Below are 14,741 nucleotides of genomic sequence, written 5' to 3' on the forward strand. Positions count from 1 at the left end.
GCCTGTCACGCAGATGACCGGAAAGTCATAAAACGGCGTGCTACGATGGAATCTCCCCCTTTGCTGGAGAAGCATCATGGAGGACGTCACCTATACCAAGGGACTCTACACGGCCACCGCCACGGTGCGCCCGGCAGACGCAGGGGAGTACCGCGGCGTGGTCACGCTCGCGCGTGACGAGGGCGGCGAGCTGGAGAACACGGTCTACGAGGTCGAGGCCACCTCGGCCACCGAGGAAGAAGCCCTCGAAGAAGCCAAAGCGCTGGCTCACCGCATCCTCGGCGAAATCGAATTCTAGGCAGGCCCGGCACTGCGCACGCCGGTGCGTTCGCCATTGGGTGGTTACCGCGCGGTGTCTTTCTGGAAACAAACGGCTGGAGGCGAAGATGGTTGAACCGCTCTTCCTCTATGGCGTGTACTCGATCCACGTACGTCCGCTCGAACTGCAAGGCGTGCGCTGGGACGCGGAATACGAAATCCGCCATCGTGACCAGGCGGTCCAGGTGTGGACCACGGTCGGCGGCGACGCCGGTTACGCGAGCGAAACCGAAGCGATCGAGGCGGCCCGCCAGCAGGCCATTGCCGATATCGAACACGGCGCAGGGATTCCGAAACCGCGCACGTTTCCTTGATGGCGTGAATTCGCGCGAGGCGAATTCGGCCGGCTTCGCAGCACATTGCCGAGCGGCGGAGAATCTGCAAAAGCGGCGCGTGCGGCATGCTACGCTTTGCGCGTTTTCATGCTGAACGACACGCAATGGCCACAGATACGTCAAACCGCACAACGGGGTCCACGGCGGGCGCCACGACCCAGACAGGCGGCGGCGCTGCCGCGGCGGACTCCACCGCCGCCGGGCGCAAAAGCCTGCCGCGCGGCAGCCGCGAATTGCGCCTCAACTCCCGGGTGATCGTTGCACACGGCATGCCGGTACGCTTCTGGCAGGACATTTACCACAGCGCCTTGACGGTCACGTGGCCGGTATTCTTCGTCTCGCTGGCGCTGATGTTCCTGCTGCTCAACGCGACGTTCGCTTCACTCTACATGCTGGGCAAAGCGCCGATTGCGAATCAGTTTCCCGCGGGTTTTGCCGGTGCGTTTTTCTTTAGCGTCGAAACGCTTGCGACAGTCGGTTACGGCGACATGCATCCGCAGACGATCTACGCGCACTGGGTCGCCACCTTCGAAATTTTTGTCGGCATGTCCGGGATCGCCTTGGCGACCGGCCTGATCTTCGCGCGCTTCTCGCGGCCGCGCGCCAGGATCATGTTCTCCCGTTATGTAGTGATCCGGCCGATCGACGGGCACATGACGTTGATGGCGCGCGCGGCCAACGGCCGCCAGAATGTGATCGCCGAAGCACGCGGCAAACTGCGCATGATGCGTCTCGAGACTTCGGTCGAAGGCTACACGCTGCGTAAGCTCTACGACCTGACGCTGGTTCGCGAACAGCATCCCGCGTTTCTGTTTAGCTGGACCCTGATGCATATCATCGACGAGACGAGCCCGCTATTCGGCGAAACCGCCGAATCGATGAAAGCGCGCGACGCGTCCTTGCTGATCACCATCGAAGGCGCGGACGAACAGACCTCGCAGACCATGCAGGCGCGTCACACCTGGGAAGCAGACGATATCCGCTGGCAGCACAAATACGTCGACCTGCTGCGCGAGGAAAACGGCGTGAGCCATATCGACTACGCCCATTTCCACGAAATCGAACCGCTGGAACCGATGTCGCCGCCCGTCCCCGCCGCGGCGATCGACCCGCAAGCGGTGCCGGGCGCCTGAGGCGTCTGGGGCACCCGGGCGGCACACGGCGCCTGAGCCGCCCGAGCCGCACGCGGCGCCTTGGGCCTCCCGGGGCACCCGAGCCCCGCGTGCGGCACCCCGCTCGAACCGCAGTCGCTACTTCAGCGCCGCCAGCTCGCGCTGTTCGACCGCCGCCGCGCGCACGTGGGCATCGCGCGACACCGCACGCTCGACGTAGTCACCGATCGCGCCTTTCGGCTCCAGCAGCTTCGCCATGAAGACGATCTGCAGCGTGCTGGCCAGCAACAGATCCGCTGCGGTAAAACGCTCGCCGAGCAGCCACTCCCCTTCCTCCAGCGCCGCTTCGACCGCGTGCTTCACACGCTCGAAATCGCCCCAGCCGAAGCTGAAGGTATTGCCTGGCGAGCCGACGATCTTTTCGGCCATCGCCGGTTCGAGACAGCCCGGCGTGAAGAAAAGCCACTGCAGAAAGCGGCCGCGCAACGGATCGTCGAGCGCCGCACCGAGCTGCGCGGCAGGAAACTTGTCCGCCAGATAAAGCAGCACCGCACCCGATTCGGCCACCTGCACGCCGTCGTCGTCGAGCACCGGCAGTTTCGTCATCGGATTGATGCTGCGAAAGCCCTGCTCGCTCTGCTCGCCCGCGCGAATATTGACCCGCACCAGTTCGTACGGCACGCCGATTTCTTCCAGCATCCAGAGCGCACGGAACGCTCTCGTCTTCGGCCAGTAATAAAGTTTCATGTGGCGCTCGCTGAGCAACGGAGAAGCGCATAGCGTAATACGGCGAGACCCGGCGCGGCGCATCCCGCTGCGCCTCCGCGTCCGGCACAAGGGTATTCCCGAACCCCGGCAACGGCCGGCAGATCTATCTCAAAAGCCTGCGAATTCGCCAAACACTTCGCGCCTGAGGACGAGGAAACCCGGAAACTAGCAAAACTTTTCTCCAATTGGCGCTAAAAAATAGAGTCTCTTTCGACGCGAAGCCTTTGTGGTCCCCATCCACTTCGCGCGAGTGCATAAAAACGGAGACTCACCATGACCGCTCGCTTGCCCATCGACGGCACGCCCGCTCTCGCCGATTACAAGCTGTCCGATAACCTCACCGCCACCCGCGGCCGCATTTTCCTGACCGGCACGCAGGCGCTGGTGCGTCTCGTCCTGATGCAACGCGCGCTGGACAAAGCGCGCGAGCTGAACACCGCCGGTTTCGTCAGCGGCTATCGCGGCTCGCCGCTCGGCATGGTCGACCAGCAGTTGTGGAAGGCGAAGAAACTGCTCGAGGCAAGCGATATCCGCTTCCTGCCCGCCATCAACGAGGAACTCGGCGGCACCGCCGTGCTCGGTACGCAGCGCGTCGAAGCGGACCCGGAGCGCACAGTCGAGGGCGTGTTTGCGATGTGGTACGGCAAGGGCCCGGGCGTCGATCGCGCCGGCGACGCGCTCAAGCACGGCAACGCCTACGGCTCGTCGCCGCACGGCGGCGTGCTGGTGGTGGCGGGCGACGATCACGGCTGCGTGTCGTCGTCGATGCCGCATCAGAGCGACTTCGCGCTGATGGCCTGGCACATGCCGGTGGTGAATCCGTCGAACGTCGCCGACATGCTCGAGTTCGGCCTGTACGGCTGGGCGCTGTCGCGCTTCTCGGGCGCATGGGTCGGCTACAAGGCCATTTCGGAGACGGTCGAATCCGGCTCGACCGTCGATCTCGATGCGCTGCAAACGCAGTGGACCGTTCCGCAAGATTTCGTCGAACCCGCCGGCGGCCTGCATAACCGCTGGCCCGATCTGCCGAGCCTCAGCATCGAAGCGCGGCTCGCCGCCAAGCTCGACGCCGTGCGCCATTTCGCGCGCAGCAACAGCATCGACAAATGGATCGCGCCGAGTCCGCATGCGAACGTCGGCATCGTCACCTGCGGCAAGGCGCATCTGGACCTGATGGAGGCGCTGCGCCGCCTCGACCTCACCGTCGCCGATCTCGAAGCAGCGGGCGTGCGGATCTACAAGGTCGGGCTGTCGTTTCCGCTGGAGATGACGCGTATCGATACCTTCGTCGAAGGTCTCTCCGAAGTGCTGGTGATCGAGGAAAAAGGCCCGGTCATCGAACAGCAGATCAAGGACTACCTGTACAACCGGCAAGCCGGCGAGCGCCCAGTCGTGATCGGCAAGCACGCGCAGGACGGCACGCTGCTGCTGTCCTCGCTCGGCGAGCTGCGCCCGTCGCGCATCCTGCCGGTGTTCGCGAACTGGCTCGCGCGGCACAAACCCGCGCTCGATCGCCGCGAACGCGTGGTCGATCTGGTCGCGCCGCAAATCCTCTCGAACGCTGCCGACGCGGTCAAGCGCACGCCGTACTTCTGCTCCGGCTGTCCGCACAACACTTCGACCAAGGTGCCGGAAGGCTCGATCGCGCAAGCGGGGATTGGCTGCCACTTCATGGCCTCGTGGATGGAGCGCGATACGACCGGCCTGATCCAGATGGGCGGCGAAGGTGTCGACTGGGCCTCGCACTCGATGTTCACGAAGACGCGCCACGTATTCCAGAACCTCGGCGACGGCACCTATTTCCACTCGGGCATTCTGGCGATCCGCCAGGCGGTTGCCGCGAAAGCCACCATCACCTACAAGATTCTCTATAACGATGCGGTCGCTATGACGGGCGGCCAGCCGGTCGACGGCAGCATCTCGGTGCCGCAAATCGCGCGTCAGGTGGAAGCGGAAGGCGTCTCGCGCTTCGTCGTGGTGAGCGACGAGCCGCAGAAGTACGACGGCCATCACGACCTGTTTCCGAAGGGCACCACGTTTCACCACCGCAGCGAACTCGACGCGGTGCAGCGGCAACTGCGCGATACCGACGGCGTCACCGTGCTGATCTACGACCAGACCTGCGCAGCCGAAAAACGCCGGCGCCGCAAAAAAGGCGAATTCCCCGATCCGGACAAACGCCTGTTCATCAACGAAGAGGTCTGCGAAGGATGCGGCGACTGCGGCGTGCAATCGAACTGCCTGTCGGTCGAGCCGGTTGAAACTGCTCTCGGCCGCAAGCGCCGCATCGACCAGTCGTCGTGCAACAAGGACTTTTCCTGCGTGAACGGCTTCTGCCCGAGCTTCGTGACGATCGAAGGCGGCAAGCTCAAGAAGGCCGCGGGCGCAGCATTCGATGCCGCGGCGCTGGCGGCCCGTGTCGAGGCGCTGCCGCTGCCGGCGACCCAGCTCGATGCCGCGCCGTACGACATTCTGGTGACGGGTGTGGGCGGGACGGGCGTCGTGACCGTGGGCGCGCTGATCAGCATGGCTGCGCATCTGGAGGGCAAGAGCGCCTCGGTGCTCGATTTCATGGGCTTTGCGCAGAAGGGCGGTTCGGTGCTGTCGTTCGTGCGTTTCGCCGCTCGCGACGAATGGCTCAACCAGGTGCGCATCGATACGCAGCAGGCCGACGTGCTGCTCGCGTGCGACATGGTGGTGGGCGCGAGTTCCGACGCGCTGCAGACGGTACGGCATGGCCGCACGCGCATCGTCGTGAATACGCATGCGATTCCGAACGCGACGTTCGTGCAGAACCCGGATGCGAACCTGCACGCCGACGCATTGATCGACAAGATGCGCCATGCCGCAGGCGAAGAGCGCATGTCGTCTTGCGATGCGCAAGCGCTGGCGACACGTTTTCTCGGCGATACGATCGGCGCCAATATCCTGATGCTGGGTTTTGCATGGCAGCTCGGCCTCGTGCCGGTGTCGTTCGGCGCGATGATGCGCGCGATCGAGTTGAACAACGTCGCAGTGCAGATGAATCAACTGGCGTTTTCGGTGGGCCGTCTGGCTGCTGCCGATCCGGCGGCGCTCGAAGCGCTGTGGCAGGCGAAGCATGCTGCACAACAGCCGGTGCGCATCGATACGGTGGACGAACTGATCGCGCATCGTGAAGGCCGCCTCGCGGTGTATGGCGGTGAAGCTTACGTGAAGCGTTATCGCGCGCTGGTGGATGCGGTGCGGCGTGCCGAAGCGGGTCTCGGCGGTGCGTCATCAGGTGAGCCGGTGACGCGTGCGGTGGCCACGACGTTCTATCGCTTGCTGGCCGTGAAGGACGAATACGAAGTGGCGCGCCTGCATACGGACAGCGCGTTCCGTGCCTCGCTCGAAGCGCAATTCGAAGGCGTGGCGGGCAAGGACTTCGGCGTGAAATTCAATCTCGCGCCGCCGACGCTGTCACGTCCGAAGCATGGCGCGACGCCGCTCAAGAAGACCTTCGGTCAGTGGCTGTGGCCGGTGCTCGGTACGCTGGCGAAATTCCGCGGGCTGCGCGGCACGCTGCTCGATCCGTTTGGCCGTACGCTCGAACGGCGGATGGAACGCGAACTGGCCGGCGACTATGAAGTGACGATGCAAAAGGCGCTTGCGAAACTCGATGCGGCTAACGCTGAAGAGATTGCCAGGCTGGCGGATCTGCATGCTCGCGTGCGCGGTTATGGGCATGTGAAGCTGGCGAATCTCGCGGGTGTGAAGCGTAGCGAGCGTGAACTGGCTGCGCGTCTGAACATCGAGGCGGCCACCGGCGCAGCGGTCAAGCAAGCGCTCGAGGAAGTGAAGGGCGCAGGGACGCTGCGAGGGATTCCGGTGGTGGTGGCGAAGTAAGTGTGTGACAGGCGTGCCGCTTCGAGCGAGGTTCGGAGCGGCGTGCTCGGGATTAGTCCGCCGCACGTCCGGATTCACCGAAACGCGGTGACTAGCAATCGGCGTCAGTTTTCCCGGGTTGCGCCAACGCATCGGCGAGACTCGGTCCAAGCGACGCCCTCGCCCGAGCAACCTTCTGCGGATCCACCGGCGCCAATCCGTTCCCGCCAACCCGCACGCCTGAGCCGAAGTGCACCGCGCTGACCCGAGTGGCCTGAACAAACCCGGCCACCGCATCCACGGTCAATCCCGCACCGGCCAACACCGTGCAATGCGAACCGGCCGCCTGATGCACCAGCGCGCGAATCGTCTCCTCGGCCTGCAACACGGATGGCTTGCCGCCAGAGGTCAGCACATTCGTGACCGCGTCAAAACCCAGCAGGACGTCCAGCGCCTTGGACAAATCGCGCGTCTCGTCGAACGCGCGATGGAAGGTGATCGCCAAGCCATCCGCGGCGTCGACCGCGCGCGCTAAACCCTCGCGGTCGATTTCGCCCTCAGGCGTCAGCATGCCGATCACCACACCATGCGCACCGGCCGCAGCGACCGTGCGGACGTCACGTAGCATCACGGCATAGTCGTCGGCGTCGTAGACAAACGACCGGCTATGCGGACGCACGATCACATTCACCGGGATATCCACGGCCGCCACCACCGCTTCGATCAAGCCGAGACTCGGCGTCAGGCCGCCCTCGCCCATTGCGGTGATCAACTCGAGCCGGTCAGCCCCCGCCTGCGCGGCGAGCCGCGCGTCGGCAACCGTGGTGGCGATGATTTCCAGCAAAACGGGAGCTTGAGACATGGCTGTGGATCGGTGTCGTTGAAACCGACATGATCGCTCAAGAAAGCGGGGCGTTCTCAAGGAAACGCCTAGCCGCCCCAAGTTTGCTTGCCCCCTCGGGAGGCCTGACGCGTAAGCGGCAGGTCAGGGGGCGTTCAGAACCGCTCTTCATCCACCCAGTCGATATCGCCGCACAGCACGCAGGTCTGCTCGCCGACATGAGTCGCCACCGACAAGGTCACGCAGGGCAGCGCCTCGTTGATCGACAGATACGGCCGCGTCACATGCACGCGTTCCGGCGCGTTGATCGCCGCCCGGAAATACGGCCGGCGCAACCAGTTCGCGCCCTGCGCATCGGCGAGCGGCAGAAAGCGCGTCTCGTGCGCGGCGCGGTCGGCGCGCAGCACCACATTGCGGCCCGCCTGACGGCCCTTTGCATCGAGCAGGAAGCAGCGCGCCGCATGATCGAGCGCGAGGAAATTCCAGCACACCTCGTCGAGCGGTTCGCCGGCCGCGAGCCGTTCCGCCGCCCGCTCGAACGCACGGATATACGGCGCGAGGCGGCTCGCATTGCGCCGCTCGCGCTCTTCGGTCTGGTTGCGGTAGCGCTCCGTGACCTCGCCGATGCAGGTCACCGCCTGTGCGCTATCCGCCGCGCCCGGGTTCGGCCGGCCAAAGAAAAAGCCCTGCACGAAATCGGCGTCGCAGGCGAGCGCCATCTGCGCCTCATGTTCGGTTTCCACGCCTTCGATCAGGACCAGCTTGCCCGCTTCGTGCAGCAGCGCGACGAGCCCCGGCAGGATCGTCGCCATATCGGCGCGATGCGCGGCATGCGAGAGCATGATGCGGTCGAGCTTGACGATGTCGGGGTTCAGTTGCCAGATCCGTTCGATGTTCGAATGCCCCGCGCCGAAATCGTCGAGCGCGATCAGGAAGCCGAGTTCGCGGAACTTGCGCACGGCGTCCGCGAGACGCTCGAGATCTTCCGCGCGTTGTTCCAGCACTTCGAGCACGATGCGCCGCGGCGGCAGATCGAGCCGTCGCAGGTTCGCGAGCAACGCGGCGGCGTGGTAGGGGTCGGTCAAGGCGCCCGGGTGAACGTTCAGAAACAGCCACTCCTTCTCGGCGCCAAGCACCTTGAAGTTCTCCAGGTGCAGCGCCTGGGCAAGCCGGTCCAGTTGCAGCACGTCACCGAGCCGCGCCGCCTGGCCGAATACGTCGAGCGGCGACACCGGCCGGTCGAGCGCATCGTGGGCGCGCAGCAATCCCTCGTAGCCGACCGCCCGCATGTGCGACAAACTGAAGATCGGCTGAAACACGCTCGTCAGCTCCAGATCCCCATGCCGCACCGAATACCGTTCCAGCCCCGAAGTTACGCTCACCTCGAAGCCGTGCGGTGCGGCGCTCGTTCTTTCCTGTTGCGCAATCGTCATGCATTCCTCTCACGCGAGAGCCGGGCCGGTCCGAACGCGGGAGCGAACAACCTCGGCGCCGATTCTCAAAATGTGCGTCATCGACACTCCTTAAGCAAGCTCCGTGCGCACGCTGCCACACCTTCCAGCGAAGTTTGTATGCGCAACCGCGCCGCTTGACGCTGCGGCCGGTGCGTCCGCGCGCATGACGCACCAGATCAGTGCAAATGCCGCAGCCGGCAAGCGCTAATCGGGGGCATGCGGGGTACTCACGCTGCACGAGCATGCCTTGCTGCGGGCGGCGCGGCGCCCGATTGCCGCCTCGGGCTAAACTCCTACCTTACGTTTGTTAATGTCCGAGCATGAGCTGCCCGCTGTGCGTCCCGCCGCCTGTCCGCGCTTCGCGAACCGGCCTCACGGCGCACGGGGCCTGCCGCCTCTCTTTAGACGAGCCAGATGGAAATTGTCTTTACTGTCCTGATCCTCCTGCTTGCGGTCGCCGTCTCCGGTGTCGGGGTCCGCGTGCTGTCGTTCAAACTGCCGCTGCCGCTCGTGCAGATCGCCCTCGGCGCCCTGCTCGCCTGGCCGAAGCTAGGTCTGCACGTCACGTTCGATCCGGAAATCTTCATGATGCTCTTCATTCCGCCGCTGTTGTTCGCGGATGGATGGCGCATTCCGAAGCGCGAGTTTTTCATGGCGCGGCGCGCGATCCTGCTGCTCGCGCTCGGGCTCGTGTTCATGACCGTGCTGGCGGTCGGCTATTTCGTGCACGCGCTGGTACCGGCGATCTCCTTGCCGGTCGCCTTTGCGCTCGCCGCCGTGCTGTCGCCCACCGACGCCGTTGCGCTGACCGGCATCGCCGGCAAGAACCGCATCCCGGCGCAACTGATGCATATCCTCGAAGGCGAGGCGTTGATGAACGACGCCTCGGGTCTGGTCGCGCTGAAGTTCGCGATTGCCGCCGCGTTGACCGGCGTGTTCTCGCTGCGCGATGCCTCGATCAGTTTCGTGATTATTGCGCTGGGTGGGCTGGCGACCGGCGCCGCCGTGAGCTGGTTGTTCAGCGTCGCGTCGACGCGCCTTCTGAATCTGACCGAGGAAGACGATCCGGCACCCGGTGTGGTGATGACCCTGCTGATTCCGTTCGCGGCCTACCTGTTCGCCGAGCATTTCGGCTGGTCGGGCATCCTCGCGGCGGTCGCCGCCGGGATGATGATGAACTACACCGACATCGCAAATGCGGGGCCGGTCGCCGCGCGCATGCGCGGCCATAGCACGTGGACGATGATCGAATTCGTCTTCAACGGCATGGTGTTCATCCTGCTCGGCTTGCAGTTTCCGTATATCCTCGGCCGCGCGCTGATCGACGCGCACGAGACCAGCAACAAGCAGATGCTGGTGCTGATCGGCTATATCGCTGCGGTGGCGCTCGCGCTGTACGCGCTGCGCTTCGTCTGGGTCTGGCTGCTGCGCTGGTACGCGAGCCGCGGCGCGGCGAAACAGGGCATGGCGAGCGCGGTGCCGGGGTTGCGCATCGTGACGGTGACGACCGTAGCCGGAGTGCGCGGCGCGGTGACGATGGCGGGCGTGCTGTCGTTGCCCGATACCTTACCGAACGGGCTGGCGCTGCCGGGGCGCGACCTGGCGATCTTTATTGCGTCGGGTGTGATTCTGGTCTCGCTGCTGGTGGCGGTGCTCGGGCTGCCGCTGCTGCTGCGCGGCTGGCGGCGCGGGCGCGATCCGCACGCCGCCGAGGAGCAGCACGCCCGCAAGCTCGCGGCGCAAGCGGCGATCCGCGCCATCGACCAGTTGCACGAAACCGCCAGCGCCGATCTCGACGAATCGTCCGCCGCCTACGCAGCGGATGTGACGGCGCGCGTGATGGATATCTACCGGCGCCGGCTGGCCACGTTCGGCGACGAGAGCACCCCGCCGAGCGAGCAGGCGCGTCGCGCGGAGGCGCTGGAGTTTCAGATGAAGCTGGCCGCGATACGGGCCGAACGCGCGGTGCTGCTGTCGTTGCGCAACGTGCAGAAGATCAATGACGAGACGCTCAACAAGCTGATGCGCGAGGTGGATCTGTCGGAGACGGCACTGATCACGCGAAGCGCAGCGCGGGCCTGACTGCAGGCGCGCGCTTGCCCGTGGCCCGGCCGCAGGTTGCCGCGCCGGCGCCTCGCCTAGAGCGCCGGCTGCTGCGCGGGCTTGCGGCGCAGCAACGCGTAGAGAATGATCGCGCCGAAGGTCGCGGTGCCGATACCGCCTAGCCCGAAGCCGCCCACCTTCAGCGAGAAATCCCCGGCGCCCAGCACAAGAGTCACCGCCGCGACGATCAGGTTGCGGTTATCGGAGAAGTCCACCTTGTTGACGACCCAGATGCGCGCGCCCGTCACCGCGATCAGGCCGAACACGACGATCGATACGCCGCCCAGCACCGGCCCCGGAATGGTCTGGATCACCGCGCCGAACTTCGGCGAGAAGCCGAGCACCAGCGCGATCGCCGCGGCAATCACGAACACCAGCGTCGAGTAGATTTTCGTCACCGCCATCACGCCGATGTTTTCCGCGTAGGTCGTGACGCCCGTGCCGCCGGAGAAACCGGAGACGATGGTGGCCAAACCGTCGCCAAGGAACGCGCGGCCCACATAGCCGTCGAGATTCTGGCCGGTCATCGCGCTCACGGCCTTGATATGGCCGAGGTTCTCCGCAACGAGGATCACCGCGATCGGCGCGAGCAGCGTCATGGCCTGGGCGTTGAACACCGGCGCGGTGAAATGCGGCATGCCGAACCAGGCGGCGTTCGCGACAATCGAGAAGTCGACCGGCTTGCCCATGCCAAGGCCGTTCGTGACGATTGCATAGATCACGTAAGCGGCCAGCAGGCCGACCAGGATCAGCAGGCGCTGCAGCATGCCGCGCGCAAAGACGGCGACCGCGGCAACGCACAGCACGGTGACGAGCGCCATCCACGAATCGAAGTTGCTGCCGCTCACGCCCCTGACGGCGATCGGCGCGAGGTTCAACCCGATCACGCAGACAATCGCGCCCGTTACGACCGGCGGCATCAACGTCTCGATCCATCTGGTGCCGACGGCCGAGACGATCAGCCCGATGATCGCGTACACCACCCCGCACGCGACGATCCCGCCGAGCGCGACGGGCACGTTGAGGTTCGGACCGTGTCCGCCATAGCCGGTCACAGCGATCACGAGGCCGATGAAGGAGAAGCTCGAACCGAGATAGCTCGGCACGCGCCCGCCCACCACCACGAAAAACAGCAGCGTGCCGATCCCCGACATGAAAATGCACAGGTTCGGATCGAAGCCCATCAGCAGCGGCGCGAGCACGGTCGAGCCGAACATGGCGACGACGTGCTGGATGCCCATCGCGAACATCTGCGGCCAGGCAAGCCGCTCATCGGTATTGACGACGCGGCCCTCGGCGGCACTCGGTTGCGTGCGCCAGCGGGGGAAATAGGAATCGGCCATGGCGGGGGTTCTCCTCTATCAGCTTCGGCGTGTTGTTCGAATTACGCGCGAGTGTACGGAGAGCGCCTGGCCCTGGCAAGCGAAGTCGTGGAGGCGCTGCAGCGCACTCAAACCCGGCGCGCTTCGAGCGCGAACACCGCGACCGCCGTCTTCAGTTCGCGTGCCTGGTCCGCCATCGAAGCCGCAGCGGCGGCGGCCTGCTCGACCAGCGCGGCATTCTGCTGGGTGACCTGATCCATCTGCGCGACCGCGCGGTTCACCTGCTCGATGCCGGTGCTCTGTTCGTGCGATGCAGCAGAGATTTCCCCCATGATGTCCGTCACACGCCGCACCGCGTGCGTGACTTCGGCCATGGTCCGGCCGGCTCGCTCAGCGAGCGTCGCACCGCTGCCGACGCGGGCGGTGGAATTTTCGATCAGCTCCTTGATCTCTTTGGCGGACAGCGCGCTGCGCTGCGCGAGCGAGCGCACCTCGCCCGCCACCACCGCAAAGCCACGGCCCTGCTCGCCCGCCCGGGCTGCTTCGACGGCCGCGTTGAGCGCCAGAATATTCGTCTGGAACGCAATGCCCTCGATCACCGCGATGATGTCGGTCATGCGCTTCGAGCCGGCGGCCAGCTCACGCATGGTCTCCACCACGTCGTCCACCAGCGCGCTGCCGCGCGCCGCGACCTCCGAGGCGCCGTGCGCGACGCCGCTCGCCTGCTGGGCATTGTCGGCGTTCTGCCGCACCGTGGCGGTCAACTGCTCCATGCTCGAGGCGGTTTCTTCAAGTGATGCGGCCTGCTCTTCGGTGCGCTGCGACAGGTCGGTGTTGCCCTGGGCGATTTCGCCGGAGGCGAGCAGGATCGACGCGCTCGATTCGCTGATGCCGGAGACGATCCCGGCCAGCCGGTCGCGCATATTACGCAGTGCGAAGAGCAGGCTGTGGGCGTCGCCGGTGCGGGTGTCGACCCGTACGCTCAGGTCGCCGTCGGCGATCCGGTTGGCAATCTGCGCGGCGTAGCCCGGCTCGCCGCCAAGTTGCCGCGCAAGGCGTCGTGCGATCAGCCAGGCGAGCAGCATGCCGGCCACCAACGCGCCCAGCACCAGCGACGACAACACGATGCGCATCCGCCGGTAGCTGGCGGCCGCCTCGGCTTGCGCCTCGCTCGCTTGCCGGCGGCGATAGTCGATCACCTGCACGATGCGCTCGCGCAAGGCTTCGCTCGACGCGATTGCGCGGCGCACCAGTTCCTTGTTGTCGACTCCGGCCGGTATCGGCTCCTGGCCGATCTGCTGGTGCACGATCTCTTCCCACACGGCCGACTTGTGCAGCACTTCGTCGAACAGCGCCTCGCCCTTGGGGGTGGACAGCGTCGCCCGAAAGCGGTCGTAGGCGTCGTGCATGTTCTTGAGCGAAGCGACGATATTGGCGTCGAGGCGCTGACGTCCCGCGTCGTCTTCGGCGTAGCCGAGATTCGCCGCCGCGAGATCCGCGTCGATCTTGTTGCGGTTCGCCTCTTCCATCCAGTAGAGGCCGTCCATATGCCGATTGCTGATTGTGTCGGTCAGGTCATGCATCGAGGACAATGTCCTCAGGCCGGTGCCCCCGACGACCGCGCAAAAGCCAATCACGATCGCGAAGGCCAACAGCAGGCTTTGCAACACCGTCATGCGCTCGAACCACCTCATGTCCCCATCCTTTGCATAGAAAGCGCCGTTGCTGCGGCGGCGATGCGCGCTTAAGCGCGGCCAGTTCTATTACGGCGAGGTGGTTCCTGACTTAACCTGCTGATGGTGGGAATAAGCGGGACAGGATGTTGAAAGGCGCAAAGCCACATCGACATTGGGATCTGTTTGATTTGTCTGGAACGTCCCGCTAGCCAAGTCAGCTTTGCCGCACATCAGCCTTGGTGGCCCTCACCGAACGCCCCTACAGCCAGCCGCCCCGCATACTCCCGCACATCGACAGGCCACCGCGCGATTGCAGCGTGAAAGCGCGCCCGGTCCGCGGCAAACAGCGCCCGGGTTGCGTCTTCATAGTCGGGAAGATTGCCGGCAAGCGCGGTCATGAAGCGATAGGTTGCTTCCTGCGCGCGACGCACGCGCTCCTTGTCGTCGCCGGCGAGACGCGCCGCCTCGACCAGCTTGCGCAACGCCACCGATGCCCCGCCGGGCTGACTGTTCAACCAGTCCCAATGACGCGGCAGCAGCGTCACCTCGCGCGCCACGACGCCCAGCCTGGGGCGGCCCCGGCCGCGCGGCGTCTCGTCACCGGCAGGCTCGCCGGCTTCGGCCGTCTCGGCATGGCCGCCGGGTTCGTCCGCCAGTCGCGCCAGCACTTCGGCATCCGAACCACGCAGATCGAATTCGACGGGCTGACTGGTGAGGTCGTCGAAAACCAGCACAGGCGCTTGTTCACCACGCTCGATCACCCGCCTGACCGCCAGCGCGACCTCGGCGCGGGCGCCGGACGCGATGCGTCTCAAGCCTTCGAAAGCGGTGCAGGTAGCGGGTTGGGGCGTCATTGCGAAAATCCTCAAGGTCGATTTTCGCAAATTATATCCGGGTAAAATTTGAATGCAAATATCACCCGGGTGAAAATTACTCAAATGCAGTGACCAAGGATTGCGTTCGCAC

The 14,741-nt window shown here is 65.2% G+C and carries 11 protein-coding genes; 5 read left to right on the top strand and 6 right to left on the bottom strand.

The features are described 5' to 3' along the window. Positions 1-76: 76 nt before the first annotated feature. From AC1ECK_RS02730 to AC1ECK_RS02740, 3 genes are all read left to right on the top strand, one after another. The gene (locus AC1ECK_RS02730) at positions 77-298 is read left to right on the top strand and encodes a hypothetical protein (RefSeq protein ID WP_480315630.1); all 222 of its coding nucleotides are present in this window, start codon (positions 77-79) and stop codon (positions 296-298) included. An 88-nt stretch (positions 299-386) separates the two neighbouring features. Beyond that, entirely contained in the window at positions 387-632 is a 246-nt protein-coding gene (locus AC1ECK_RS02735; protein WP_480315632.1) for a hypothetical protein, read from the top strand. 125 nt (positions 633-757) lie between these two features. Next, on the top strand, positions 758-1,786 hold the full coding sequence (locus tag AC1ECK_RS02740) for an ion channel (RefSeq protein ID WP_480315634.1): 1,029 nt from the start codon (positions 758-760) through the stop codon (positions 1,784-1,786). Positions 1,787-1,903: 117 nt separating this feature from the next. On the opposite strand, the gene AC1ECK_RS02745 is transcribed toward AC1ECK_RS02740, so the two are convergent. Further along, positions 1,904-2,512 (bottom strand): glutathione S-transferase family protein, encoded by a 609-nt coding sequence (locus AC1ECK_RS02745; protein ID WP_480315636.1) that lies wholly within the window; start codon positions 2,510-2,512, stop codon positions 1,904-1,906. A gap of 294 nt (positions 2,513-2,806) precedes the next feature. Here AC1ECK_RS02745 and AC1ECK_RS02750 point away from each other — a divergent pair, with 294 nt between their 5' ends. Then, a complete protein-coding gene (locus AC1ECK_RS02750) occupies positions 2,807-6,400 on the top strand; it encodes an indolepyruvate ferredoxin oxidoreductase family protein (protein ID WP_480315638.1) in 3,594 nt (1,197 codons plus the stop codon). Between the two features lie 91 nt (positions 6,401-6,491). Here the strand turns inward: AC1ECK_RS02750 and AC1ECK_RS02755 are convergent, their stop codons facing one another. Further along, positions 6,492-7,241 (bottom strand): copper homeostasis protein CutC, encoded by a 750-nt coding sequence (locus AC1ECK_RS02755; RefSeq protein ID WP_480315640.1) that lies wholly within the window; start codon positions 7,239-7,241, stop codon positions 6,492-6,494. Between the two features lie 134 nt (positions 7,242-7,375). Continuing rightward, positions 7,376-8,653, bottom strand: coding sequence for a sensor domain-containing phosphodiesterase (locus AC1ECK_RS02760; RefSeq protein ID WP_480315642.1), 1,278 nt, complete (start codon positions 8,651-8,653; stop codon positions 7,376-7,378). A gap of 435 nt (positions 8,654-9,088) precedes the next feature. Between AC1ECK_RS02760 and AC1ECK_RS02765 the strand changes: the two genes are divergently transcribed. Continuing rightward, positions 9,089-10,756, top strand: coding sequence for a Na+/H+ antiporter (locus AC1ECK_RS02765; RefSeq protein WP_480315644.1), 1,668 nt, complete (start codon positions 9,089-9,091; stop codon positions 10,754-10,756). A 56-nt stretch (positions 10,757-10,812) separates the two neighbouring features. On the opposite strand, the gene AC1ECK_RS02770 is transcribed toward AC1ECK_RS02765, so the two are convergent. The 3 genes from AC1ECK_RS02770 to AC1ECK_RS02780 all read right to left on the bottom strand — a co-directional run bounded on the left by AC1ECK_RS02770 (position 10,813) and on the right by AC1ECK_RS02780 (position 14,629). Beyond that, positions 10,813-12,120, bottom strand: a complete 1,308-nt coding sequence (locus AC1ECK_RS02770) for a solute carrier family 23 protein (protein WP_480315646.1) — start codon at positions 12,118-12,120, stop codon at positions 10,813-10,815. A 107-nt stretch (positions 12,121-12,227) separates the two neighbouring features. Beyond that, positions 12,228-13,793 (bottom strand): methyl-accepting chemotaxis protein, encoded by a 1,566-nt coding sequence (locus AC1ECK_RS02775; protein WP_480315648.1) that lies wholly within the window; start codon positions 13,791-13,793, stop codon positions 12,228-12,230. A gap of 212 nt (positions 13,794-14,005) precedes the next feature. Beyond that, positions 14,006-14,629 (bottom strand): DUF2239 family protein, encoded by a 624-nt coding sequence (locus AC1ECK_RS02780; RefSeq protein WP_480315650.1) that lies wholly within the window; start codon positions 14,627-14,629, stop codon positions 14,006-14,008. Positions 14,630-14,741 lie beyond the last annotated feature (112 nt).

The sequence above is a fragment of the Paraburkholderia sp. SSBN10T genome, assembly GCF_056619545.1.